Source organism: Roseomonas sp. KE2513 (assembly GCF_016107305.1).
In the GTDB taxonomy this organism is placed as follows: domain Bacteria; phylum Pseudomonadota; class Alphaproteobacteria; order Acetobacterales; family Acetobacteraceae; genus Roseomonas.
On sequence record NZ_RCVR01000001.1, the window covers coordinates 352,746 to 377,083 of the forward strand.

26 protein-coding genes are annotated in these 24,338 nt (G+C 70.9%); 19 read left to right on the forward strand and 7 right to left on the reverse strand.

The window, feature by feature from the left end; all coding sequences use genetic code 11:
- The first annotated feature begins 167 nt into the window (after nt 1-167).
- Both D9599_RS01695 and D9599_RS01700 read left to right on the forward strand, forming a co-directional pair.
- The gene (locus D9599_RS01695) at nt 168-794 is read left to right on the forward strand and encodes a phospholipid-binding protein MlaC (protein ID WP_198379453.1); all 627 of its coding nucleotides are present in this window, start codon (nt 168-170) and stop codon (nt 792-794) included.
- Nucleotides 795-1,075: 281 nt separating this feature from the next.
- The gene (locus D9599_RS01700) at nt 1,076-2,284 is read left to right on the forward strand and encodes a rhamnan synthesis F family protein (RefSeq protein WP_198379454.1); all 1,209 of its coding nucleotides are present in this window, start codon (nt 1,076-1,078) and stop codon (nt 2,282-2,284) included.
- Between the two features lie 6 nt (nt 2,285-2,290).
- Here the strand turns inward: D9599_RS01700 and D9599_RS01705 are convergent, their stop codons facing one another.
- The 3 genes from D9599_RS01705 to D9599_RS01715 all read right to left on the reverse strand — a co-directional run bounded on the left by D9599_RS01705 (nt 2,291) and on the right by D9599_RS01715 (nt 4,993).
- Nucleotides 2,291-2,812: a GNAT family N-acetyltransferase gene (locus D9599_RS01705; protein ID WP_198379455.1), complete on the reverse strand. Its 522-nt coding sequence runs from the start codon at nt 2,810-2,812 to the stop codon at nt 2,291-2,293.
- Nucleotides 2,813-2,842: 30 nt separating this feature from the next.
- Nucleotides 2,843-4,522, reverse strand: coding sequence for an energy-dependent translational throttle protein EttA (gene ettA, locus D9599_RS01710; protein ID WP_198379456.1), 1,680 nt, complete (start codon nt 4,520-4,522; stop codon nt 2,843-2,845).
- Nucleotides 4,523-4,630: 108 nt separating this feature from the next.
- A complete protein-coding gene (locus D9599_RS01715; protein WP_232480016.1) occupies nt 4,631-4,993 on the reverse strand; it encodes an HNH endonuclease in 363 nt (120 codons plus the stop codon).
- 128 nt (nt 4,994-5,121) lie between these two features.
- Between D9599_RS01715 and D9599_RS01720 the strand changes: the two genes are divergently transcribed.
- The gene (locus D9599_RS01720) at nt 5,122-5,697 is read left to right on the forward strand and encodes a LysE family translocator (RefSeq protein ID WP_198379457.1); all 576 of its coding nucleotides are present in this window, start codon (nt 5,122-5,124) and stop codon (nt 5,695-5,697) included.
- Between the two features lie 4 nt (nt 5,698-5,701).
- On the opposite strand, the gene D9599_RS01725 is transcribed toward D9599_RS01720, so the two are convergent.
- Both D9599_RS01725 and D9599_RS01730 read right to left on the reverse strand, forming a co-directional pair.
- Nucleotides 5,702-6,394: an SH3 domain-containing protein gene (locus D9599_RS01725; RefSeq protein WP_198379458.1), complete on the reverse strand. Its 693-nt coding sequence runs from the start codon at nt 6,392-6,394 to the stop codon at nt 5,702-5,704.
- A 65-nt stretch (nt 6,395-6,459) separates the two neighbouring features.
- Nucleotides 6,460-6,906, reverse strand: a complete 447-nt coding sequence (locus D9599_RS01730; RefSeq protein WP_198379459.1) for a GNAT family N-acetyltransferase — start codon at nt 6,904-6,906, stop codon at nt 6,460-6,462.
- A gap of 167 nt (nt 6,907-7,073) precedes the next feature.
- Here D9599_RS01730 and D9599_RS01735 point away from each other — a divergent pair, with 167 nt between their 5' ends.
- From D9599_RS01735 to D9599_RS01750, 4 genes are all read left to right on the forward strand, one after another.
- The gene (locus D9599_RS01735; RefSeq protein ID WP_043828890.1) at nt 7,074-7,499 is read left to right on the forward strand and encodes an OsmC family protein; all 426 of its coding nucleotides are present in this window, start codon (nt 7,074-7,076) and stop codon (nt 7,497-7,499) included.
- Between the two features lie 49 nt (nt 7,500-7,548).
- Nucleotides 7,549-9,132, forward strand: coding sequence for an ABC transporter substrate-binding protein (locus D9599_RS01740; protein ID WP_198379460.1), 1,584 nt, complete (start codon nt 7,549-7,551; stop codon nt 9,130-9,132).
- Nucleotides 9,133-9,202: 70 nt separating this feature from the next.
- A complete protein-coding gene (locus D9599_RS01745; RefSeq protein WP_198379461.1) occupies nt 9,203-10,459 on the forward strand; it encodes an aminopeptidase in 1,257 nt (418 codons plus the stop codon).
- 35 nt (nt 10,460-10,494) lie between these two features.
- Nucleotides 10,495-10,968 (forward strand): copper chaperone PCu(A)C, encoded by a 474-nt coding sequence (locus D9599_RS01750; protein WP_198379462.1) that lies wholly within the window; start codon nt 10,495-10,497, stop codon nt 10,966-10,968.
- Between the two features lie 18 nt (nt 10,969-10,986).
- On the opposite strand, the gene D9599_RS01755 is transcribed toward D9599_RS01750, so the two are convergent.
- A complete protein-coding gene (locus D9599_RS01755) occupies nt 10,987-11,946 on the reverse strand; it encodes a tripartite tricarboxylate transporter substrate binding protein (RefSeq protein ID WP_198379463.1) in 960 nt (319 codons plus the stop codon).
- 196 nt (nt 11,947-12,142) lie between these two features.
- On the opposite strand from D9599_RS01755, the gene D9599_RS01760 reads away from it, so the two are divergent.
- Genes D9599_RS01760 through D9599_RS01780 form a run of 5 tightly spaced genes read left to right on the forward strand, consistent with a single transcriptional unit; the run spans nt 12,143 to nt 16,490 of the window.
- Nucleotides 12,143-12,820 (forward strand): RraA family protein, encoded by a 678-nt coding sequence (locus tag D9599_RS01760; RefSeq protein WP_198379464.1) that lies wholly within the window; start codon nt 12,143-12,145, stop codon nt 12,818-12,820.
- Nucleotides 12,817-13,908, forward strand: a complete 1,092-nt coding sequence (locus D9599_RS01765; protein ID WP_198379465.1) for an Ldh family oxidoreductase — start codon at nt 12,817-12,819, stop codon at nt 13,906-13,908. Before D9599_RS01760 ends, D9599_RS01765 begins: the two co-directional genes overlap by 4 nt.
- Nucleotides 13,909-13,930: 22 nt before the next feature.
- Nucleotides 13,931-14,890, forward strand: coding sequence for a tripartite tricarboxylate transporter substrate binding protein (locus tag D9599_RS01770; protein WP_198379466.1), 960 nt, complete (start codon nt 13,931-13,933; stop codon nt 14,888-14,890).
- A 5-nt stretch (nt 14,891-14,895) separates the two neighbouring features.
- A complete protein-coding gene (locus tag D9599_RS01775) occupies nt 14,896-15,798 on the forward strand; it encodes an NAD(P)-dependent oxidoreductase (RefSeq protein WP_198379467.1) in 903 nt (300 codons plus the stop codon).
- Complete coding sequence (locus tag D9599_RS01780) at nt 15,795-16,490, forward strand: substrate-binding domain-containing protein (protein ID WP_198379468.1); 696 nt, start codon at nt 15,795-15,797, stop codon at nt 16,488-16,490. The genes D9599_RS01775 and D9599_RS01780 overlap by 4 nt, the downstream gene beginning before the upstream one ends.
- 6 nt (nt 16,491-16,496) lie before the next feature.
- Here the strand turns inward: D9599_RS01780 and D9599_RS01785 are convergent, their stop codons facing one another.
- Nucleotides 16,497-17,486, reverse strand: a complete 990-nt coding sequence (locus tag D9599_RS01785; RefSeq protein WP_198379469.1) for a tripartite tricarboxylate transporter substrate binding protein — start codon at nt 17,484-17,486, stop codon at nt 16,497-16,499.
- Nucleotides 17,487-17,642: 156 nt separating this feature from the next.
- Between D9599_RS01785 and D9599_RS01790 the strand changes: the two genes are divergently transcribed.
- From D9599_RS01790 to D9599_RS01820, 7 genes are all read left to right on the forward strand, one after another.
- Complete coding sequence (locus D9599_RS01790; protein WP_232480017.1) at nt 17,643-18,257, forward strand: nuclear transport factor 2 family protein; 615 nt, start codon at nt 17,643-17,645, stop codon at nt 18,255-18,257.
- 28 nt (nt 18,258-18,285) lie between these two features.
- Nucleotides 18,286-18,846, forward strand: coding sequence for an NADPH-dependent FMN reductase (locus tag D9599_RS01795; protein ID WP_198379470.1), 561 nt, complete (start codon nt 18,286-18,288; stop codon nt 18,844-18,846).
- Nucleotides 18,847-18,965: 119 nt separating this feature from the next.
- A complete protein-coding gene (locus D9599_RS01800) occupies nt 18,966-19,910 on the forward strand; it encodes an ABC transporter permease subunit (RefSeq protein ID WP_198379471.1) in 945 nt (314 codons plus the stop codon).
- A 77-nt stretch (nt 19,911-19,987) separates the two neighbouring features.
- A complete protein-coding gene (gene livM, locus D9599_RS01805) occupies nt 19,988-21,313 on the forward strand; it encodes a high-affinity branched-chain amino acid ABC transporter permease LivM (protein ID WP_198379593.1) in 1,326 nt (441 codons plus the stop codon).
- Nucleotides 21,310-22,137 (forward strand): ABC transporter ATP-binding protein, encoded by an 828-nt coding sequence (locus D9599_RS01810; protein ID WP_198379472.1) that lies wholly within the window; start codon nt 21,310-21,312, stop codon nt 22,135-22,137. Before livM ends, D9599_RS01810 begins: the two co-directional genes overlap by 4 nt.
- The gene (locus D9599_RS01815) at nt 22,134-22,847 is read left to right on the forward strand and encodes an ABC transporter ATP-binding protein (protein WP_198379473.1); all 714 of its coding nucleotides are present in this window, start codon (nt 22,134-22,136) and stop codon (nt 22,845-22,847) included. The genes D9599_RS01810 and D9599_RS01815 overlap by 4 nt, the downstream gene beginning before the upstream one ends.
- Nucleotides 22,848-22,905: 58 nt before the next feature.
- Nucleotides 22,906-24,033, forward strand: coding sequence for a branched-chain amino acid ABC transporter substrate-binding protein (locus tag D9599_RS01820; RefSeq protein WP_198379474.1), 1,128 nt, complete (start codon nt 22,906-22,908; stop codon nt 24,031-24,033).
- Nucleotides 24,034-24,338: the final 305 nt, after the last annotated feature.

Below are 24,338 nucleotides of genomic sequence, written 5' to 3' on the forward strand. Positions count from 1 at the left end.
TTTTTCGGGGTACACCGTTTCGTTGGTTGGCAGCGTTCCTTGGCAGGCGGCGGAACGCAACCGAGGCCCAGGCGTTGAGCGGGCAAGGATGGCGCCCTAACTGGGGCTGCGGCGGTTCGATGCCCTGCCGGCGCCTGGCGAACAGACAGAACGAGACTTGTGACCCGATGATCGAAAGACGCATCCTCCTCGCCGCCGGCGCCACCCTCCTCCTCGGGCGCACGCTGCCCGCAGCTGCGCAGCCGGTGGATACCGCCCGCGCCGCCTCCTTCATCCAGGCCACTGGGCGGGAACTCGTTAACGCCATCAACAGCGGCAACTCGGTGACGCAGCGGCGGGACCAGGTGGCGAATATCCTCCGCCGGGCGGTGGACGTGGAGGGGGTGGGTCGGTTCATTCTGGGCCGCTACTGGCGGCTCGCGACCCCCGAGGAGCAGGCGCAGTACATGCGGCTCTTCGAGGAAACGCTGATCCGCAACCTCTCCGCCCGGTTCGGCGAGTACCAGGGGGTGCGCTTCTCCCTCGGCCGCAGCCAGCAGCGGACGGAGGATGACGCACTGGTGAACACCATCGTCGAGCGGCCGAACCTCGCCCCCTTCTCGCTCGACTGGCGGGTCAGCGAGGTGGGCGGGCAGCCGCGGGTGGTGGACGTCATTGCCGAGGGCACCTCGCTCCGCCTGACGACGCGCAGTGAGTACTCCGCCGTGATCAGCCGCAGCGGCGGGCGTGTTTCCGCCCTGCTGGACGCGATGCGCAACCAGGTTGCCCAGCTAGCGGCGCGCGAAGGGCGCTGAGCGGTCGGCTCTTGCAGTCGGCCCAACCGGCCTGCAATCTGTCGGAGCCTTGTGACCAACGAGCAGCAGAGGGTGACAAATCGTTGCCTCGGCCAGGGTCGGTGGCTGTTAGGCTGGGTGTAGGAAATTTTCCTACTAGTATCTGATCAGTTTCAGGGACATGGCCTAATGTCGCCCCGCGCCCGATGCCAGGAACAACTGCGCGCCGCTTTTTTCGAGGGCGCGACAGGCGATCGGCGGCACCGCCTCGGCCGCAGCGCGCAGGCTGAAGGGGTGGTGGCGTGAGGCTCGAGGCCGACCAGCTTGGCGCTGACCAGGCGGTCCGCCAGTCCTCCGGCCTTTCAGCGGTGGTCGATCGGCCGGACCGGCGCCTTGGCCTCCGGGCGCGGCTACGGGCCTTCGTGGCCCGCCCCAGCTTCCGTCAATCCTTGGTCCGTGCCGGGTTCAGCCTTGCGCGGCAGCGGGTTCAGGCCGCGCGGATCGACCTCTCGCAGCGCTTCGCCAAAGGGCCGCGCATCCGCTCCTGCCGCGTGGGCAACGTGCCGCTGGACCGGGCACGGAGCGTCGCGATCTTCATCCACTACGCGCCCGTCGCGGCGGTGAGCCGGATGGTGATGGAGCAGGTGCAGGGGTACCGGGACCGGGGCTTCGCCGTGGTCTTCGTGTCAATGGCGCCGTCCATCCCCTCCGCCGCCGTTACAGAACTTGAGGGGCGCTGTGCCGCGATCGTCGAGCGGCGGAACTACGGCCTCGACTTCGGCGCGTGGCACGATCTGCTGCCGGCCGTCCTCACCCAGGCGCCAGAGGCCAACGAGCTGCTGCTGGTGAATGACAGCCTCTGCGGGCCCTTTCGCTCGCTCGAGCCCGCCTTCACCGCCATGCGCACGGCGCCGGAGGGGCTCTACGGGCTGACGGAGAACCTCGCCCCTGCCCCGCACCTCCAATCCTATTTCCTGCTGGCGACCGGGCGCGCCACCATCGAGGATCTCGCGACCTTCTTCGCCGCGCATCGCGTAACCGCCAACAAGCGGCGCACGATCCGCGAGGGCGAGGTGCGTCTGAGCGGCTGGATGCGCGGGCGCGGGCACCCCGTGGCCGCCTGGTGCGGCTATGAGGCGGTGGAGGCGGCGGCTCTGCGGCAGCCGGCGGCGCGTCGACGGGTGCGCACCCTCTACCCGCACCTCTTCGCGGGCATCGCGCCGGACGACGCCGCCGCGATGCGCGCGGCGCTGCGCCGGCGGCCGCTGAACAGCACGCACCTCTTCTGGCGCGAGTTGGTGGAGGAGATGGGCTTCCCCTTCGTGAAGACCGACCTGCTGCTCCGCAATCCGCTGGGCATTGCCGACGACCTCGACTGGCGCCCGCTGCTGGAAGGGAACCGCGAGGCGGTGTCGGTTATCGAGGAGCATCTCGCGCTGCTCGGCGGGCCTCGTCGGGCGGCCGCGCGGCCCGCGGGAACGGCGCCGGCCGGGAGGACGATGGCGGCCTAAGGGCCGCTACCGCCGGCTCTCGAAGACGAGCATGCGGTGGCCGAGGTTGTTGAACTCCCCGCATTCCGTCATCCCGATATCGGTCATCACCGCGCGGGAGGAGGCGTTGCTCTCCCGCGCGATGCCGATGATGCGGGGCAGGCCGGCGGCGTGGCCGAAATCGAGGGCCGCGCGCGCCGCCTCCCGCGCGTAGCCGTGGCCGCGGCATTCCGGCCAGAGGGCATAGCGCAGCGCGACGCCACGGCCGTCCGGACGCTCCATCAGCCCGGTCAGGCCGAGGAACTCGCCGTCCTCCGTGCGATGGACGGCCCAGGTGCCGTAGCCGCGCACCTCCCAGAAATCAATGTCGTCCTCCAGCTCCTCGGCCGTGCGCTCGGGCGTGCGCACGCCGTGGAGCATGGCCTCGAAGACCGCCGCATCGGATTTCAGGCGCACGAGGTCGGGAAGGTTCTCCTTCCCGACCGGGAGCAGCGTCAGGCGCGGCGTGCGGACGACGCGCGAGGTGACGAGGCGGGCCGCGTGATGCACCGCGCTACCTCAAAGCGATCATCGTGACCCTCACCGGGTCAGCGGCCGGTACTTGATCCGGTGCGGCTGGTCTGCCGCGGCGCCCATGCGGCGTCGCTTGTCGGCCTCGTAAGCCTGGTAGTTGCCCTCGAACCACTCGACATGGCTGTCGCCCTCGAAGGCGAGGATGTGGGTCGCCAGCCGGTCGAGGAACCAGCGGTCGTGCGAGATGATGACGGCGCAGCCCGCGAAATCCGTCAGCGCCTCCTCCAGCGCGCGGAGCGTGTCCACGTCGAGGTCGTTCGTGGGCTCGTCCAGCAGGAGAACGTTATGCGGGTTCTTGAGCATCTTCGCGAGGTGCACGCGGTTGCGCTCGCCGCCCGAGAGAACGCCCACGGGCTTCTGCTGGTCGCCGCCCTTGAAGTTGAAGGCAGCGCAGTAGGCGCGGCTCGGCACCGCGCGCTTACCCATGGTGATGAGGTCCTGGCCCTCCGAGATCTCCTGCCAGACCGTGTTCTTGTCGTTCAGCGTGTCGCGGCTCTGGTCGACATAGCCGAGTTCCACGCTGTCACCGACGGTCATGGTGCCGGCATCGGGCTTGTCGCGGCCGGTGATCATCTTGAACAGCGTCGTCTTGCCGGCACCGTTCGGGCCGATCACGCCCACGATGCCGCCGGGCGGCAGCTTGAAGGAGAGGTCGTCGATCAGCAGGCGGTTGCCGAAGCCCTTGCGGATGGCATCGGCCACGATGACCGTGTTGCCGAGGCGCGGCGCGGGCGGGATCTGGATCTCGGTCGGGTCGGGCGCCTTCTCGAGGCTCTTCTGCAGCAGCTCCTCATAGGCCTGGATGCGCGCCTTGCTCTTGGACTGGCGGGCAGCCGGGCTGCGGCCGATCCACTCCTGCTCCTCGGCCAGCTGGCGCTGGCGCGTGCTCTCCTCCTTCTCCTCCTGCTGCAGGCGCTTGCGCTTGGCCGCGAGGTAGGAGGAGTAATTGCCCTCGTAGGGGATGCCGCGGCCGCGATCGACCTCGAGGATCCAGTTGGTCACGTTGTCGAGGAAGTAGCGGTCGTGGGTGACGATCAGCACCGCGCCCTCGTACTCGCGCAGCGTCTTCTCGAGCCAGGACACGCTCTCGGCATCGAGGTGGTTTGTCGGCTCGTCGAGCAGCAGCATGTCCGGCTTCTCGAGCAGCAGCTTGCAGAGCGCCACGCGCCGGCGCTCGCCGCCCGAGAGGTGGGTCACGGCGCTCTCGGCCGGCGGGCAGCGCAGCGCGTCGAGCGCGATGTCCACGGTGCGGTCGAGGTCCCAGCCATTCGCAGCGTCGATCCGCTCCTGCAGCTCGGCCTGCTCGGCGAGGAGCGTGTTCATCTCGTCCTCGCTCATCTCCTCGCCGAACTTCATGCTGATCTCGTTGAAGCGCTCGAGGTCGGCGGTGAGGCTGCCGAAGGCATCGCGCACGTTCTCGCCCACCGTCTTGTTCGGATCGAGCCAGGGCTCCTGGGAGAGGTAGCCGACCTTTACCCCCTCGGCCGCCCAGGCCTCGCCGCCGAACTCCTTGTCCTGCCCGGCCATGATCCGCATCAGCGTGGACTTGCCGGCACCGTTGGGGCCGAGCACGCCGATCTTGGCGGTGGGCAGGAAGGAAAGGGTGATGCCCTTGAAGACCTCGCGCCCGCCCGGGTAGGACTTGGTGAGATCCTTCATCACATAGACGTACTGGTAAGCGGCCATGGTCGGGGCTCCGGGCGGCGTGCGTGCTGCGGCGCCTTCTACCCGCGTAACCCCCTGAGCGCCAAGGCTGGGGGGGCGGGGCTGGCGCCGCTCGGGGTCAGGCGCCTTTCAGCGCCATTTCGGCGTGCGGTCCCGCGCGGTGCGGGTGGGCGCGTGGAACTCCGGCGGCTTGGTCGCCACCCAGCCGAGGAAATCGGCCAGGCGCGGCTCGGCGCGGAGGGTTTCAGGCTCGGTGAAGCGGCGGGCCAGTTCCGCCTCGGTGAAGCGGGCGTGGATCGCCTGGTGGCAGATATGGTGCAGCAGCACCGTTCCGCGATGGGTACCCCCCTTCAGCCGGGGCGTGAGGTGATGGCGGCTGGCGCGGGCACCGGGCGGGATGGGGCGGAGGCAGAGCGGACAGGTCGCCTCGGCCTGTGGTGCCTGGACCTGGCGCTCGCCTCGCGCGGCGCGCTTCTCGTGGCGGCGGGACACATCGGGAAGATGGGGAGCGGGCCGCCGCTCCGAAAGCCCTGCCGATCTGGCACGGCGGCCCGCAGCGGGATAGAACGCGCCATCCTTCCGGCCTGCCATGCCGCAGGCCCGCCCTTTCCGGAGCAGGCATGCAGGACCCGGTTCTCTTCTCCCTTACCGTCCTCCTCATTCTTGGCACGCCCGGGCCGACCAACACGCTGCTGGCGACGGCCGGGGCGACGGTCGGCTTCCGCCGGGCCCTGCCGCTGCTCCCGGCCGAGGCGGCGGGCTATCTCATTGCGATCCTCGCTATCGGGCTGGCGCTTGGGCCCTTTGTCGCGGGGGTGCCGGCAGTGGCGATGGGGCTGCGCCTCGCGGTCGGGACCTATCTCGCCCTGCTTGCGGTCAAGCTCTGGCGACAGGGGCCGGTGGACCTATCCGTCATGCCGGTGACCCCACGCCAAGTTTTCGTGACGACGCTGCTGAACCCGAAGGCGATCGTTTTTGCCCTCGGCGTCATTCCCTTCGGGGCAACGCCCTGGTGGCCCTGGATGCTCGGCTTCCTGGGGCTGCTCTCGGGCGTGGCGCTCTGCTGGATTGGCCTCGGCAGCCTGCTCGGGCGCGCCGCTGGGGCGGCGGGGCGCGCAGGGTTGGTGCCGAAGCTGGGCGCTGCGGCGGTAGGGGCCTTCGCGCTCGTCCTGGTGGTGGGGTCTCTGCTTCGCTGAGGGGTTAGCGCGGGCCGCGCTCGTCGTGGCCGCGTTCGGGGCCATGACTGGGGCCGCGATCCGGGCCGCGCCCACGTCCCTCGCCCCGCCCGCCTTCGGGGCCGCGATGCATCTCCCCCAGCGGCGGGCCGGGTGGGACGCGGAAGTCGGCACGGCCGTCGTGCCGCCACTCGGGGCCGCGGCCGGGCGGTCCCTCGTGGCGCCATTCCGGCCCACGGCCAGGCGGGCCGTCCCGCCGCCAATCGGGCGGGGGCGGGCCACGGAAATCGGCGCGCGGTGGCGGCGGGCCATGAAATTCCCCTGGCGGCGGGCCGCGCCAGCGGTCGCGCTCGGCGTACCAGGGCTGGCCACGGTAGTTGCGGTCCCAATAGTCGCCGAAGCGGAAGCCGACGATCGGCACGCCGAAGCGCGGGCCGTACTCCGGCAGTGGCAAGGGGCGGTTCTCGTAGAGGTAACCAAGATAGCCCGCGGGCAGCCAGCCGCGCGCCGGGCCATAGGCGACGTCGCACCAGACATAGCCCTGAAGGCAGCCGAAGATCTCCACCGGGGCGTTCCCGGGCAGGAAGGTTACGGGCGGGTATTCCATGCCCGGCCCGGCACGCAACTCCACGGGGGCGGCGGCGAACCCCGGGGCAGCGTTGGCAGCGCCGTGCAGGCCCAGGAGGAGGGCCGCGGCGGGAAGAAGGGCGGAGCGCATCGGCGTGGTCTCCCACTGGTGTCCCGAGGGGAACGCCGGGGTAATCGGCCTGTTGCGCGGCGGGATTAAGGCGCCTCCGCCCGCTTGCGGAGCGGCCTGGCCAGGTTGGATCCGGCGGAGGTGAAGCCGAGGGCGGCGAGGAAGGCAGCCCCCTCCCCGTCCGGCGCCGCCTCGAGGAGGTCGCAGCCAGCGGAGCGGGCGGCCTGGGCACCGGCCTTGATCAGCAGCCGGCCGATGCCGTTCCGCCGCTCCTCCTCCGCGACCACCAGGGAGGTGATGCGGGCCAGCGGGCGGTCGGCCGTGAGGCTCGGGTGCCAGGAGAGGGCAATGACGCCGATCACCGCCCCATTCCAGCCGGTTGCGACGAGCACGGCGGAGGCCGGGTCGCGCGCCATCGCCTCCAGCCGGGAGACCACGGTGCGCGCCTGGCCGCCGAGCAGGGCGGCGAGATCCGGGGCATCGGCGGGCAGCGCGGATCGAAGATCGACGCCATAACGTGTTCCGGCAGCCATCCCGCCCCTTCTCCCCGGCCCTTGGTGTTTCCGCGACGGGCCCCAAGCTCTAGGCCGCCCGGGCGCTTCCGCCCGGCATGAAACGCGGGCCGCCGCGCCCGTTACGTGACGCGGGCCTCCTGCCCGGCATGGATCGCGGGCCCGAAGCCCGCCACGAGGAGAGATTGATGCAGAAACACGCTTCCGCCAGCTGGACCGGCGGCCTGAAGGATGGCCGCGGCACGATCTCGACCGAGAGCGGCGCGCTGAACGCGCAGCCCTACGGCTTCGCCACGCGCTTCGAGGGCGTGAAGGGCACCAACCCCGAGGAGCTGATCGGCGCCGCCCACGCGGGCTGCTTCACCATGGCGCTCTCCCTCATCCTCGGGAATGCCGGGTTGAAGGCGGACCAGATGGACACGAAGGCCGACGTCACGCTCGACAAGGTGGGGGACGGCTTCGAGATCACCAAGATCCACCTCACGCTGCGGGCGAAGATCCCCGGCACCGACGACGCTACCTTCCAGGACCTGGCGGGCAAGGCGAAGGCGGGCTGCCCGGTCTCCAAGCTGTTCAAGGCCGAGATCACGCTCGACGCGGCCCTCGAGGCCTGAGACCTGCGGCGCCGGCACGTCCGGCGCCGCCCCTTTGCGGAGAGTGCCGATGACCACCCGCCGCGCCCTGCTGGGCGGCGCCACCGCCCTTCTCGCCGCCCCGGCTCTCGCGCAGGGGGAGGCCGCGCGGGTGCTGCGCTTCGTGCCGCAGGCGGACGTGACAACGCTCGATCCGCTCGCCACCACCTCCTACGCGGTGCGGAACCACGGGCATCTCCTCTGGGACACGCTCTGGGGCCTGGACGCCGATTTCCGCCCGCAACCTCAGCTCGCTGAGGGCTACGTGGTGGAGGATGACGGGCGGCGCTGGGTGATCACGCTGCGCGATGGACCGACTTTCCACGACGGGGAGAAGGTGCGCGCGGCCGATGCCGTCGCCTCGATCCGCCGGTGGATGGCGCGCGACACACACGGGCAAACCCTGGCCGCGCGGCTGGACGCGATCGAGGTGATCGACGACCGGCGCTTCGTCATCCGCCTGCGGCGCCCCTTCGGCGTGATGCTGGAGGCGCTGGGCAAGTCCTCCTCCTACCCCTGCTTCATCATGCCGGAGCGCTTCGCGAACCTCCCCGCCGCGACGCCGCTAACGGAGGTGGTGGGTTCCGGCCCCTACCGCTTCGCGGCGGAGGAGCGGCGCTCCGGGTCGCTCGCGGTCTATCGGCGCTTCGAGGGCTACGTCCCCACACCGGGCGGGTCGGTGGCGGTGACGGCGGGCCCGAAGCTCGCCCATTTCGAGCGGCTGGAGTGGCATATCCTGCCCGACCCCTCGACCATCGGCGCCGCGCTCCAGGCCGGCGAGATCGACTGGTGGGAGCGGGCGGCGCCGGACCTTCGCCCGCTCCTCGCCCGCCGGCGGGACGTGGTGGTGGACCGGGTGGAGACCCAGGGCACCGTCGCGATGCTGCGCCCCAACCACCTCCACCCGCCCTTCGATGACCCCGTCGTGCGCCGCGCCCTGCTGCCGGCGCTGAGTCAGGCCGACATCATGGCGGCGATCATGGGCGACGACCGCAGCCGCTTCCGGGACGGGATGGGCTGCTTCCCGCCGGGCTCGCCGCTCGCCTCCGACGAGGGGCTCGCGGCCGTCGCGGGGCCGCGGGACATGGCCGCCGCGCGGGCGGCGCTGGCGGCCACCCGCAAGGCCGGCGCGCGGGTCGTGGTGCTGAACCCCGCGGACCAGGTCAACAACAGCAACGCCACCCTCGTCTGCGCGGACGTGATGAAGCGCGTCGGCTTTGAGGTGGAGGTCGCGACCTCCGACTGGGGCACGATGCTGGCCCGTCGCGCCCGGCGGGACCGTCCCGAACGGGGCGGCTGGAACGCCGTCTACGTCGCCTTCGGGGGCGAGGACCTGGTCAATCCCGGCGGCCATCCCCTGTTGCGCGGCAACGGCGCCGATGCCTGGTTCGGCTGGCCGACCAGCCCCGCGCTGGAGGCGCTGCGCGACGAGTGGCTGGAGGCGCCGGACATGGAGGCGCAGCGGCGGATCGGCCGCGCCGTGCAGGCCCGCTTCTTCGAGGAGGTGCCCTTCTACGCCCTCGGCCAGTACTTCCTCGACAGCGCCTATCGCCGGGGGCTGAAGGTGGAGCGGCGCGGGATGACGCTGCCGCTGAACGTGCGGCGGGAGGCCTGAGCGGTCACCCGCGCCCTTGCCCCGGCGCCCGCCCGGCCCGATCTTCCGGCCAGCCCAAGGGACTGCACGCATGGACACGAACCCCTCGAACCTCCTCCCCTCGCTGGACGACGCTGCGCGGCTGAACCGGCTGGCGGAGCTGGCCGTGAAGGTCGGGCTGGGGCTGGTGCCTGGGCAGGAGCTGGTGATGACCTCCCCGGTGGAGGCGCTGCCGCTGGCCCGGCTGATCACGGAGCACGCCTACAAGGCAGGGGCGAGCCTCGTGACCACGCTCTTCTCGGACGAGCAGTCCACGCTGCTGCGCTACCGCTTCGGCCCGGACGAGGGCTTCGACACCTCCTCCGCCTGGCTCTTCGAGGGAATGGCGGCGGCCTTCCGGAGCGGTGCGGCGCGGCTGGCGATCGTGGGCTCCGACCCCTCGCTGCTGTCGGAGCAGGACCCGGGCAAGGTGGCGCGGGCGAACCGGGCGCAGTCGAAGGCCTATCGCCCGGCGCTGGACCTGATCGCGGACAGCTACATCAACTGGACCCTCGTGCCCTTCGCCCATCCGGCCTGGGCGCGGGCCGTGTTCCCCGAGGCGGCGCCGGAGGAGGCGGTCCGTCGGCTCTGGGACGCCATCTACTCGATCACGCGCGTGGACACGCCCGACCCCATCGCTGCCTGGGCGGCGCATAACGCGAACCTCAAGGCGCGGCAGGACCGGCTGAACGAGCAGCGCTTCCACTCCCTCCGCTTCCGCGGGCCGGGCACGGACCTCATCGTGGGGCTGGCCGAGGGACATGCCTGGATGGGCGGGGCGAGCCGCGCGAAGAACGGCGTCTACGGCAACCCGAACATCCCGACGGAGGAGGTCTTCACCACCCCGCACCGGGCGCGCACCCAGGGCGTGGTCTCCGCCACCAAGCCGCTCTCGCACCAGGGCACGCTGATCGACGGCATCCGCGTCCGCTTCGAGGAGGGCGCCATCGTCGAGGCCCACGCGACGCGCGGGCAGGCGGTGCTGGAGCAGATGATCTCGACCGACGCCGGCGCGCGCCAGCTCGGTGAGGTGGCGCTGGTGCCCAGCTCCAACCCCATCGCGCGCAGCGGCATCCTGTTCCTGAACACGCTGTTCGACGAGAACGCGGCGAGCCACATCGCGCTCGGCCAGGCCTACAGCAAGTGCTTCGTGGCCGAGTTCTCCGAGGAGGAGCTGGTGCGGCGCGGGGCTAACCGCAGCCTCATCCATGTGGACTGGATGATCGGCTCGCCGGAAGTCGAGGTGGACGGGCTGGACGAGGCTGGCCACGCCACGCCGGTGATGCGTGGCGGCGAGTGGGTGGACTGAGCGCCGCGCCTTTCAGGATCTGGGATGAACTGTTCATGACCTCTCGCCGCCGCGCCCTTTCGAGCCTTTCCATGCTGGCCGCGCTCTCCGTCGCCGCGCCGCTCGCCGCGCAGGCGCCCGGCATTGCCGTGGAGCAGCCCTGGGCACGCGCTGCCTTGCTGGGTGGCAATGGCGGGGCCTTCCTCACGCTGCGCAACACCGGCACGGCAGCGGACCGGCTCGTCTCCGCCTCCTCTCCCCTCGCCCGCACGACGGAGATCCACGAGACGGTGCGGGAGGGCGACGTGATGCGGATGCGCCCCGTCACCGGCATCGAGATTCCCGCGGGCGGCAGCGTGACGCTGCGGCCGGGCGGGTCGCATGTCATGATGACCGGGCTGAGCCAGGCGCTGCGCGCGGGCTCGACCGTGCCGCTGACGCTGAACTTCGAGCGCGCGGGCGCGGTCCAGGTGCAGGTGGCGGTGCAGGGGGCGGGCGCCAGCGCGCCGGCCGCCCAGCACACGCACTGAGTGCAGGGCGAGACGCGCCTATTCCTTCCAAGGATGGGCGCGCCAGAGGGATTGAAGTTCCTCGCGCAGCGCTGAAAGCGTGGCCCGGTACTCGGGCGGCGCGAGGTAGCGCAGGGGCAGCGCCTGCTGCGAGGCGAGGCGGCGGAACTCCGCGTCTTCCATCACCGCCCGCGTGGCGGCGGCGAGGCGTTCCAGCACGGGGGCGGGCACGCCGGCCGGGGCGGCCAGGCCGCGCATGGAGCCCTGCACCACGTCGAAGCCCTGCTCGCGGAAGGTGGGCGTGTCCGGCGCCTCGGCCCAGCGTTCGGTTGCCATCTGGCCGAGGGCACGGAGCTGGTCCTGGCGCATGTCGTTGATCCCCTCCCCCACATTCATGCTCGCGACCATGATCTGCCGGCCGAGGATGGCGTTGCGGACCGGGGCCGCGCCCGCGAAGGGCACATGCGTCATCCGAACGCCCGCCAGCCGCTCGAAGGCGAGCGCCGCAAGGTGGTCGTCGGAGCCGATGCCGGTCGTGCCGTAGGTGACGGTATCCGGGTTGGCTTTTGCGAAGGCGACGAGGTCCGGCAGGGTGCGGAAGCGGCTGTCGGGCGGCACGAGAAACGCGCCGGGGTCGTCCACCACGTTTGCGACGGGCGCGAAGTCCTCAAGCCGGTAGCGCGCCTGCCGCTCGATCGGGATGCTGACGATGTTGGGCGTGTTGATGAAGCCGATCGTGTAGCCGTCGGGCTGGGCGCGCGCCATCTCGGCCCAGCCGATCTCGCCGCCAGCGCCGGCGCGGTTCAGCACGACGACGGATTGCCCCAGTTCCCGCTCCAGGAAGCGCGCGAGGGTGCGGGCGGCGACATCGGTGCCGCCGCCGGGCGGGAAGGCGACGATCATCGTGACCGGGCGCTCGGGCCAGGCGGCGCGGGCGGGGCCTGCCGCGAGGGCGGCCGCGGATGACGCGGCAAGGGCCGCGAAGTGGCGACGCTTCATGCTTTCCTCCCCTCGCCGCCCGTTCCCCTCGGGGCGGGCGGCTTGCCAATCGCAGGGATCGTGCCGATCCTGGGCCACGCCGCCAAGACGGCGCGGAGGGGAATGTCCGGATGCCGGGTGCCATCGGGCGCCCCTCTCCGCCGCCTCTCCGACGATCATTCCGCCGCGACGGCGGATCGCCAGGAGAGTTCCCCCTATGACCGTTGGCCTTCGCATTGCCGAGCGGCGCCCCGAGCCCGACGCCGCCCTGATCGCCCGTGCCGCGAAGCTGCCGGTGGCCAATATCGGCGACGTGATGAGCCGCCTTCAGGCGATGCGCGGCGGCTTCATGGCCTATGGCGGGCGCCGCACCTTTGTCGGCCCCGCGCTGACGGTGAAGGCGCGGCCGGGCGACAACCTCTTCCTGCACCGCGCCATCGACCTCGCGCGTCCGGGCGAGGTGATCGTCTGCGATGGTGGCGGAGACCTTGAGATCGCGCTCGCCGGCGACCTGATGATCGGCCATGCCGAGAGCCGCGGCGTCGGTGCGCTGGTGATCGACGGCGCCGTGCGCGACCTCGACGGCATCGAGCGGATGGATATCGGCGTCTGGGCACGCGGCGCGACCCCGGCCGGCCCCTACAAGGACGGACCCGGCGAGATCGGCTATCCCATTGCCTGCGGCGGGCAGGTGGTGATGCCCGGCGACCTGATCGCGGCGGACGAGGACGGCGTGGTGGTGATCCCCTTGGCCGAAGCGGCGCAGGTGATCGCCGATGCCGAGAAGCACTCGACGAAGGAGCAGGAGACCACCGCCGCCATCAAGGCCGGCGGCTGGGTGCGCGGCTGGGTGGAGGAGACGCTCGCGGCCAAGGGCGTCGCTGTTACGCGATGAGGCACGTTCCGGCCGAGCGCGTCCGGCGGCAGATCCTGGGCGTGCTGCACGCCTGGGGCATGGCCGAGGACCTGGCGGCGACCACCGCCGAGGCGATGGTCGAGACCGACCTGATGGGTATCGACAGCCACGGGCTCTCGATGCTGATGATGTACGAGAGCTTCCGGGAAGCCGGGCAGCTCGACCTTTCCGCGCGGCCGCGCGTGGTGCTGGACATGCCGGCGACGGCGCTGGTGGATGGCGGCGCCAATCTGGGCCACCCCGTCGCGGATTTCTGCATCCGCCTCGCGGTGGAGAAGGCGCAGGCGGCCGGAATCGCGGCGGTGGGGGCGCGAAACTCCCATCATTTCGGTGCGGCCGGGCATTACGCGCGCGTCGCGTCGTCCGCGGGAATGATCGGGATGATCACCAGCTCCGCGCGCACGGTGCTGATGGTGCCGACGCGCGGCACGCTGCCGCTGCTGGGCGCGAACCCCATCGCCTTCGCTGCGCCTGCGTTGCGGAACCGCCCCTTCGTGCTCGACATCTCCACCACGACGGTCGCGGCCAACAAGGTGAAGGTCTACGACCTCAACGGGAAGCCGATCCCCGAGGGATGGGTGGTGGACGAGGCCGGGCGGCCGGTGACGGATTCAGCCGAGGCCATGCGGATCATCTTTAAGGAGCCGGGCGGCGGCGTCACGCCGCTGGGTGGCGCGGAGGTGACGGGCGGGCACAAGGGCTATGGGCTCGGCGTGATGGTGCAGGTGCTCTCCGCCACGCTGACGGGCGCCGCCTTCGGGCCGATCCGCAATCCCACGCGGGTGCCGGGCGACCCGGACGATGTCGGGCATTTCTTCCTCGCGATCAATCCGCGTGCCTTCCGGCCAGAGGGCGGGTTCGAGGCGGAGATGGACGCGATGATCGACACGCTCCGCGCGACGCCGCCGGCCGATCCCGCACGACCCGTGCTGGTAGGCGGCGACCCCGAGGCGATGGAGCGCGAGCGGCGTCTGGCGGAGGGCATTCCGGTGCCACCCGCGCTGGAGGCGCATATTCGCGCCATCTGCGGGCGTTCGGGAGCAAAGTACGAATTGAGCGACGACTGAAACGAACCGGGAGGAAACAAGGATGAAGCGCAGGACGATCCTCGGGGCCGCAGGCACGCCCCTGGCCTGCCCGGCCTTTGCCCAGGGGATCGGCCCCTGGGCGCCGACGCGGCCCGTGCAACTCATCGTCGGCTACGCGCCGGGGGGCGGCAGCGACATCATCGCGCGCACCATCGCGGAGGCTTCGGCCCCCTTCTTCCCCGTGCCGCTGGTGGTGGTGAACCGCCCTGGCGCGGGCGGCGCGCTGGCGGCCGAGCAGGTGGCCCGCGCGGCGCCGGATGGACACACGCTGATCGTCCATGGCGGGAGCGAGAGCACCTCCCTCCCCGCCTTCCGCGACCTGCCCTACGACCCCAAGCACTCCTTCCGCGCGGTAATTCGCATGACGCGGAACGGCCACTTCCTCGTCTGCAAGGGCGGGCCTTCGCCGCGCTTCCCCGACCTTCAGGCGGCGATTGCGGCGGCGAAGGCTGACCCAGGCGGGATCGCACACGGCTCGGCGGGGAACGGGACGCTCTCGCAAGCGATCTTCATCCTGCTTGAACGCGCGGCGGGGGTGCAGTTCCTGCACGTGCCTTATACTGGTGGTGGGCCGGCGCTGCAGGCGCTGATCGCCGGGCAGACGGCGCTGAACATCAACGCCTCGGACGAGCTGGGCGGCTTCGTGACCTCGGGCGACATCAAGCTGCTGGCGCTGGCTGCGGAACAGCGCGCGCCGGCCTACAAGGACGTGCCGACGATGCGCGAGCTCGGCTACGACATCGTGGCCGACAACATGAAGGGCTGGGTCGGGCCCGCTGGGCTGACCGATGAAATGGTGAAGTCGCTGCACGACCGTTTCCGCCAGGGCATGCAGACACCGACCTGGGCGCGCTTCATGGAGCGCGTCGGCGAGGCGGACGGCTACGCGGACGGGCCGACCTTCCAGGCCGCGATGGACCGGCTGCTCGACAACATCCGCGCCGCGATGAAGAGGACCTGACGATCTTGGACACCGTATCGCCGCCGGCGCGCGTCGCCTTTCTTGGGCTGGGCGTGATGGGGGCCGCGATGGCCGCCAACATCGCGAAGGCGGGCTTCGCCCTCGTCGTGCACAACCGAAGCCGGGGCAAGGCGGAGGCGCTGGAGGCCGCCGGCGCGACCTGGGCCGCGACGCCGGCCGAGGCCGCGCGCGGGGCGGCGGTGGTGGGCCTCTGCCTTCCCGATACGCCGGACGTGGAGGCGGTGCTTTTCGGGCCCGACGGCGTGGCGGAAGGTGTCGCGCCTGGCACGGTGGTGATCGACTTCAGCACCATCGCCGCCGCTCCCGCCGCCGCTTTCGCGAAGCGGCTGCTGGAGGAGCGCGGCGCGCATCTGCTGGACAGCCCCGTGAGCGGCGGCCCGGCTGGCGCACAGGCGGGCACACTGACCTGCATGATCGGTGGCGATGCGGATGCCTTTGCGCGCGCACGGCCCTTCTTCGAGGCGGTGGGCAAAACCTTCACCCATCTCGGCCCGCCCGGCGCCGGACAGGTCTGCAAGTCCGCGAACCAGCTCATGGTGGCGGCGACCATGCTGGCAGTGTCAGAAGCGCTGGCGCTAGGCCGCAAGGCTGGATTGGACCCGATGGCGATGCGCCAGGCGCTGCTCGGCGGCTCCGCGAAGTCTTTCGTGATGGAGAACCACGCGAAGCGCATCATCGAGGGCACGCTCCAGCCCGGCTTCCGGGCGGAGCTAATGCGGAAGGACACGCGGCTCTCGCTCGCGGCCATGCGCGACCACGGGGTCTTCGCACCCTCCACGGCCCTCGCCGCGCAAATGATGGAGGCGCTGGTGAACAGCGGGCGCGGGGGGATGGATTCGGCGGCCCTCGGGCTGCTGGTGGCGGAGCTTTCGGGGCTGGAGGGATGAGCGCGCTGCGGGTTCTCTCCACCCTCGCGGTGGCGGGGGCGATGCGGGGCATGGTGCCGCGGATGGAGGCGGCGGCCGGCGTGCCGGTGGCGGCGGAGTTCGCACCCACCCAGGGGCTGATGCCGCGCCTTCGGGGCGGCGAGGCGGCCGATCTCGTGATCCTCACGGCCGAAGGGATCGCGGAGCTGGCGGCGGAAGGGCTGGTCGATCCCGCCAGCGCGGTTGATCTCGTGCGCTCGCATATCGGAATAGCCGTGCGGGCGGGTGCGCCACATCCGGAGATCGGCACGGCGGAGGCGCTGCGGGCGGCACTCCTTGAAGCGCCCTGCGTCGCCTATTCGCGCAGCGGCGCCAGCGGCATCGCCTTCGCGGCATTGATCGAGCGGCTAGGCATCGCGGAAGCGGTGAATGCCCGCGCGAAGGTCATCCCGGCGGGCTTCACGGCGGAGCTGGCGGTGCGCGGCGAGGCCTCGCTCGCCGTGCAGCAGGTGAGCGAGTTGCTTGCCGTGCCTGGGATCGAGCTCGTCGGGCGCCTGCCGGCGGAGGTGGGCACGGTGGCGGTCTTTTCCGCCGCCATTCCCCGCGCCTCCGCGCAACCGGAAGCGGCGGGGCGGCTGATCCGCTTCCTTGCCTCGGCCGAGGCCGCGCCGGTGCTGGAGGCGGCGGGGCTGGAGCCGATCGCGGCGGGCTGAACCCCTCTACTGGCGCTCGATCCCCGCCCGCTCGATCACCCCGGACCAGCGGGCGATCTCGGCGTGGACGGCTTCCTTCACCGCGGCCGGCAGCGTGGCCGGGCGTGGGGCGAGGCCGAGTTCGCCGAGGCGGGCGCGCAGGGTGGGATCCGCGAGCACGGCGGCCGTGGTCTCGGACAGCCGCGCGACGACGGCGGGCGGCGTGCCGGCGGGGACGGCGATGGCGTACCAGGTCTGGATGTCGAAGCCGGGATCGCCGAGGAGTTCGGCGACCGTCGGCACCTCCGGCAGCAGGGAGGAGCGCTCGCGGGAGGTGATGGCGAGCGCCCGTGCCTCCCCGCCCCGGATCTGGCCGAGGACGGAGGAGGCGGGTTCCACCACCAGTTCCACCTCCCCGTTGCGCAGCGCGACAAGGGCAGCGGGGGTGCCGCGATACGGCACATGGGTCAGGCGGATGCCGGCGGCGGCCTGGATGGCTTCCGCCACGAAGTGCTGAGTGCTGCCGACGCCGACGGTCGCGACATGCAGCCGGTCCGGTGTCTCCTTCGCGCGGCGGGAGAGCTCGGCCATGTCTCGGGGCGCCTCCGGTCCGGTGCCGGCGAGGAGGACGAGGCCCACCGAAGCGACCATTGCGACGGGCTCCACGTCCGTGAACGGATCGTAGGGCAGGCGGCGGTAAAGGGCGGCGGAGACCGCGTAGCCGTTGTTGATGAGCATGAGCGTGTGCCCGTCCCGCGCGCGGGCGAGGTTTTCGGCCGCCATGGTGCCGCCGGCACCCGGGCGGTTCTCCACCACGACGGGTTGGCCGAGCGCGGCTGCCAGGGAGGGGGCGATCAGGCGGGCCACGATGTCCGTGGTGCCACCGGCGCCGAAGCCCTGGAGGAAGCGGATGGGACGGTCCGGCCAGGCCGGCTGAGCGGTCGCGGCGCGGTGCATGGCCGGCAGCGCAAGCAGGCCAAGCGCGGCGCGGCGCCCCAGGCGCGGAGCATGGGTCATGGAAGGCCTCCCTGGTCCGCGAATCCCCGGTTTGCCCGGGCTGGCGGATTTTGCGGCATCTGGCCGGGCGGCGGCATCGGGCGTCAAGCCGGTCGTATCGCCAGGGGCGCCGGCCCGGCCTATGGTCCGCGCCGCCAGGATTCGAGGGGGAACGGGATGTCGGACGCCGCCATGCTGCGCCGTATGCAGGTGATGGAGCTGGTGCAGAACTGGGCCGTCTGGCGCGATGCCGGGGACTGGGAACGCTTCCGCACGGTCTGGGCGCCCGAGGGCCGGATGATGGCCACTTGGTGTCAGGCGCCGGCCAACGGCTTCATCAAGGCGAGCCAGGAGGGCTGGGCGAAGGGGGTCTCGATCCTCCACTTCCTCGGCGGCTGCTCCGTCGATATCGAGGGGCGGCGCGCGATCGCCCAGACGAAGATGACCATCTCCCAGCGCGCCCCGGTGGACGGCGTGGTGGTGGACGTGGTCTGCACCGGTCGCTTCTACGACTTCATCGAGGAGAAGGCGGACGGTTGGAAGATCGTCCTTCGCCAGCCGATCTACGAGAAGGACCGGATGGACCCTGTGGACCCTGCGGCGCGCCTGGAACTCGATGGCGCCCTACTCGCGCGTTTCCCCGAGGGCTACCGGCACCTCGCCTATCTCCAGACCCGCATCGGCTACGACGTGAAGACCGACATGCCCGGGCTGAAGGGCGAGAAGGTTGCAGCCCTCTACGCCGCCGGCGCCGCCTGGCTGCGCGGTGAGGCGCTTTCCTGGGAGGAATGATCCCTCCCCATTCCTGGAGTCATCGTTGATGAGTGAATTCAAGATCCTCGGCATCTCGGGCAGCCTGCGGAAAGCCTCCTTTAACACCGCCGCGCTGCGTGCCGCGGCCGAGCTGGCGCCCGAGGGGGTGACGGTCACGATCTACGAGGGACTGGGGAACATCCCGCCCTATGACGACGACATCCGGACAGGCGCCGGCTACCCGGCGCCGGTCGAAGCCTTCCGCTCGGCCGTGCGGGCCGCGGATGCCGTGATCTTCGCGACGCCCGAGTACAACTACTCGATTTCCGGCGTGCTGAAGAACGCGATCGACTGGGCCTCCCGCCCGCCCGAGCCCTCCTTTGACGGGAAGGCGGTGTCGATCATTGGGGCGACGCAGGGGATACTCGGCACGGCGCGGGCTCAGTACGACCTGCGGAAGATGTGCGTGTTCCTGAACGCCTATGCCCTGAACAAGCCGGAGGTGATGATCTCCCAGGCCGGCTCGAAGTTCGACGGCGAGGGGCGACTGACCGACGAGACCTCCCGCAAGCTGATCGCGGACCAAGTGGTGGCGCTCCGGGCCTGGGCGCTGCAGCTGCGCAAATAGGGGTGGCGGCGCGCCCCTTGGCGGGGCGCGCCCCGGCGTCGTAGCCTCCCCGCGGGACGCTTCACGGCCGATCGGCAAAACCGGGAACCAACCCGGCCACTGGATGACGGAGACCGCGCTTGGCCTATGCCCTGCAGCAGCTGATCAACGGTGTCGCGCTGGGCATGATCTATGGCCTGATCGCCGTGGGCTACACGATGGTCTACGGCATCATCGGCATGATCAACTTCGCCCATGGCGACATCTTCATGGTGGGCGCCTTCGTCTCGCTCATCTCCTTCGTGCTGCTCTCGGCCGGCGGCTGGGCGGCGGGGCCGGGGGCGGTGCTGCTGGTGCTGCTCGTCTCCATGGCGATCACCGCGCTTTATGGCTGGTCTGTCGAGCGGATCGCCTATCGCCCGCTGCGCGGATCGTTCCGGCTGGCGCCGCTGATCAGCGCGATCGGAATGTCCATCGTGCTCCAGAACTTCGTGCAGGTGAGCCAGGGCGCGCGCGCGAAGCCGATCGAACCGATCATCCAGGGCAGCGTGGAGCTGTGGCACGGCAACGGCTTCTCGGTTTCGCTCTCCACGATGCAAATTGTCATCGTGGTGGTGACGCTCGCGGTGCTCGCGATCTTCACCTGGCTTGTAACGAGCACGAAGCTCGGCAGGGCGATGCGCGCCTGCGAGCAGGACAGGAAGATGGCGGGCCTGCTGGGCATTGATACGGACCGCACGATCAGCATCACCTTCGTCATCGGCGCGGCCCTCGCGGCCGTGGCCGGCACGCTCTACCTCCTGCGCTACGGCCTGGCCGACTTCTTTATGGGCTTCATCGTGGGCGTGAAGGCCTTCACCGCGGCGGTGCTGGGGGGCGTGGGCTCGCTGCCAGGGGCCCTGCTGGGCGGGTTGCTGATCGGGCTGATCGAGACGCTGTGGAGCGCCTATGCCGGGCAGGACATGTTCCTGCTGCGGGAGCTGAACCCGGCCTACAAGGACGTGGCGGCTTTCGCGATCCTCATCGCGACGCTGATCTTCCTCCCCAGTGGCCTGCTCGGCCGCGCCGAGGTCGAGAAGGTATGAGCGGTGCCCGCCTGCCGGAAGGGCCGCATCTGGGCGGCGTGCCCCACAACGACGACGGCGTGCCCGCGCCGGGCGAGATGGGCGGCATCCCGCGTGGACCGGAGGCGCCCGCGCCGCGGCCGCCGCTCGTGCACGCGCTGCGCGACGCGGGGCTCGCGGCTTTAGTCGCCCTCGGCCTCTTCGTGCCGCTGGTGGGGCTGCGGACGGATGTCGGGCCGAGCGGCGGCGGGCTGATCCTGCGCACGCGCTGGGCGGATGTCGCGATCCTCGTCGGCATCGTCTTCGCCGGGCGGCTGGCAATGAACCTGTGGTCCTCCCTGCGGCCGGCGGGCAGGCCGCGGACGGCGCGGCGCACGGCGCAGCTCGCGCGCATCGGCACCTTCGTGGCGCCGCTCTTCCTCGCCTTTGCCGTGCTGATGCCGCTGCTGCCCTGGACGACGCGCTACGGTCTCGACCTTGGCGTGCTCGTGCTGACCTATGTGATGCTCGGCTGGGGGCTGAACATCGTGGTCGGGCTCGCGGGGCTGCTGGACCTCGGCTACGTCGCCTTCTACGCGGTCGGCGCCTATACCTACGCGCTGCTCTCGACCACCTACGGGCTGTCGTTCTGGGTCTGCCTGCCACTGGCGGGGATCTTCGCGGCCTTCGCGGGCATGCTGCTCGGCTTTCCGGTGCTGCGGCTGCGCGGCGATTACCTGGCGATCGTGACGCTGGCTTTCGGCGAGATCATCCGTGTGGTGCTGCTCAACTGGGTCTCGCTGACGGGTGGGCCGAACGGCATCTCTGGCATCCCGCGCCCCTCCTTCTTCGGGCTGAGCTTCAGCGCGGGCGGCGGGCCCGGCAGCTTCGCGGATTTCTTCGGGCTGGAACCCTCCCCCACGCACAGGGCGGTGTTCCTCTACTACCTCATCCTCGTGCTCGCGCTGCTGACGAACTGGGTGACGCTCCGCCTGCGTCGCCAGCCGCTCGGCCGCGCCTGGGAGGCGCTGCGGGAGGACGAGATCGCCTGCCGCGCGCTCGGCATCAACGTGACGAACACGAAGCTGACGGCCTTCGCCATCGGCGCCATGTTCGGCGGCTTCGCCGGCGCCTTCTTCGCGACGCGCCAGGCCTTTGTCTCGCCCGAGAGCTTCACCTTCATCGAGAGCGCCATCATCCTCGCCATCGTCGTCCTGGGGGGGCTCGGCAGCCAGCTCGGCGTCGCCATCGCGGCGCTGGTGCTCATCGGCGGCTTCGAGGCCTTCCGCGACTTCGAGGAGTACCGGATGCTCGTCTTCGGCGCGGCCATGGTGGTGATCATGGTGTGGCGGCCGCGCGGGCTGGTCTCCTCCCGCAAGCCCTCCGTCGCGCTTGGGGAACGCAAGGCGATCTCGGGCGACCTCGTCGGAGGGGGTCACGGATGAGCGCGCCGATCCTCCAGGTGCGGGAGCTGGTCATGCGCTTCGGCGGGCTGACCGCCGTGAACCGCGTCTCTTTCGACGCCATGGCCGGCGACATCACCGCGGTGATCGGGCCCAACGGCGCGGGTAAGACGACGGTCTTCAACCTCATCACCGGCTTCTACAAGCCGAGCGCGGGCGAGATCATCCTGCACGGGCCCGCCGGCCAGAAGCCGCTGCACGCGACGGTCGGCCACCGGATCGCCCGCAGCGGCGTGGCGCGCACCTTCCAGAACATCCGGCTTTTCCCCGGCATGACGGTGCTGGAGAACCTTCTCGTCGCGCAGCACAACACCCTGCAGGCCGCGACCTTCTTCGGCATCGGCGCCGCCTTCGGCCTCGGCCGCTACCGGCAGGCGGAGCGCGAGGCGGTGGCGTTGGCCCGGCGCTGGCTGGAAGCGACCCGGCTGCTCGATCGCGCGGACGACCCTGCGGGCGCCCTGCCCTACGGCGCGCAGCGGCGGCTCGAGATCGCGCGGGCCATGTGCACCAATCCCGTGCTGCTCTGCCTGGACGAGCCGGCGGCGGGACTCAACCCCCGCGAGTCCGAGGAACTGGCCGAGCTGATCCGGCTCATCCGCGATGGCGGCTGCTCCATCCTGCTGATCGAGCACGACATGGGCGTGGTGATGCGCATCTCCGACCGGGTGGTGGTGCTGGACCACGGCCAGAAGATCGCCGATGGCACCCCGGCCGAGGTACGCGCGGATCAGCGGGTGATCTCCGCCTATCTCGGCGAGGGCGACGAGGACGACGCGCCTTCCGTACCCGCGGAGGGCGCGGCATGAGCGCGTTGCTGCAACTCGACGGCGTCACCGCCGCCTACGGCGCGGTGGAGGCCCTGCGCGGCGTCTCCGTGCACGTGAACAAGGGCGAGATCGTCACGCTGATCGGCGCGAACGGCGCCGGCAAGTCCACGCTGCTGATGACGATCTTCGGCTCCCCTCGCGCCCGCGCCGGGCGGGTCCTGTTCGAGGGGCGCGACATCACGGCGATGCCCCTGCACGAGATCGCCCGCGCCGGCATCGCCCAGGCACCGGAGGGCCGGCGCATCTTCCCGCGCATGAGCGTGCGCGAGAACCTGCTGATGGGCGCCCAGGCCTTCGGCGTCGATCCAGGCCCGGGGCTGGAGCAGGCCTTCACGCTCTTCCCCCGCCTGAAGGAGCGCGAGACGCAGCGCGGCGGCACGCTATCGGGCGGGGAGCAGCAGATGCTCGCGATCGGGCGGGCGCTGATGTCGCGGCCGCGGCTGCTGTTGCTGGACGAGCCCTCCCTCGGTCTCGCACCGCTGGTGGTGCGCGGGATCTTCTCGGCCATCCGCGCGCTGAACGAGCAGACGGGGCTGACCGTGCTGCTGGTGGAGCAGAACGCCAACCAGGCGCTGCGGCTCGCGCACCGCGCCTATGTGCTCGTCACCGGCCGCATCACGCTCGAGGGCACGGGGGCGGAGCTTCTGGCGCGCCCGGAGATCCGCGACGCCTATCTCGGAACCCATTGAAGCCGGGGCGGGCCGCGTCTTAGGCTTTCGCCAACCGCACTAACCAGAGGCAAGACCGATGACCATCCAGCGCCGCACCCTTCTGGGTGCCTCCATCGCGACCCCGGCCCTGCTCTCCGCCGGCGGCGCCATGGCCCAGGCCCGCGGGCCCATCCGCATCGCTGTCGCAGGTCCCCTCACCGGCGCCAACGCCACCTTCGGCGCGCAGATGAAGGAGGGCGCGACCCAGGCGGTGACCGACATCAACGCGGCGGGCGGCATCCTCGGCCAGCAGCTCGTGCTTGAAACAGGAGACGACGCCTGCGACCCGCGCCAAGCCGTCTCGGTCGCGAACCAGCTCGCCGGGCGGCAGGTCCGGGCGGTGATCGGCCACTACTGCTCCGGCTCCTCCATCCCCGCAAGCAAGGTCTATGCGGAGGAGGGCGTGGTGCAGATCAGCCCGGCTTCCACAAACCCGCGCTACACGGACGAGGGAAGCTGGAACACCTTCCGCACCTGCGGGCGCGACGACCAGCAGGGCGCGGTGGCCGGCAAGTACATCGCGGCGAATTTCCAGGGCAAGCGCGTCGCGATCCTTCACGACAACTCCGCCTACGGTAAGGGCCTGGCGGACGAGACGAAGAAGGCGCTGAACGCCGCCGGCACGACGGAGACGATCTACTCCGCCTACACGCCCGGCGAGCGCGACTACAACGCCCTCGTCTCCCGCCTGAAGGCCGCGAACATCGAGGTCATTTATGTCGGCGGTTATCATACCGAAGCCGGGCTGATCGTGCGCCAGGCCAAGGAGCAGGGCATGGCCGTCACGCTCATCGGCGGCGACGCGCTGATGACGAACGAGTTCTGGCAGATCAGCGGCGCTGCCGGAGAGGGCACGATGATGACCTTCCCCTCCGACCCGCGGAAGCGCCCGACGGCGGCCGAGGTGGTAGCCCGCTTCCGCGCCCGCAACGTCGATCCCGAGGGCTTCGTGCTCTACACCTACGCCTCCACCCAGGTCTGGGCCGAGGCGGCGAAGAAGGCGGGCACGGTGGATCCGCGGCGCGTGGCCGAGACGATCAAGTCCTCCGGCCCCTGGCAGACGGTGCTCGGTCCGATGAGCTTCGACCGCAAGGGCGACGTGACCATTCCGGATTACGTCTTCTACGTCTGGAAGAACGGCAGCTACGCCGAGGTGGGCGCCTGATCAGTACTTGAAGCGGCACCGGGCATCTCCCATCTTCCTCTTCGTCAACAACTGAAAGGAGGTGATCCGGTGTCTCATCGCATTAACCAGGGTTCCGTGACCGCAGTCCGGATCACCGTGCAGGGCTGAACGCGATCGGTTCGGGTTCTCTTAGGAATCTGAATCGCACCGCGTGACCTAGCGAACTGTACGGGTCACCAGGACAGCGCGGCCGCGAACCGGCCACGCGATGTGAAGGCCTCGGCGGTCACCGCCGGGGCCTTCTGCGTTTCCGGGGTGGCGGCCCTAACCCATGACGTGGCTGC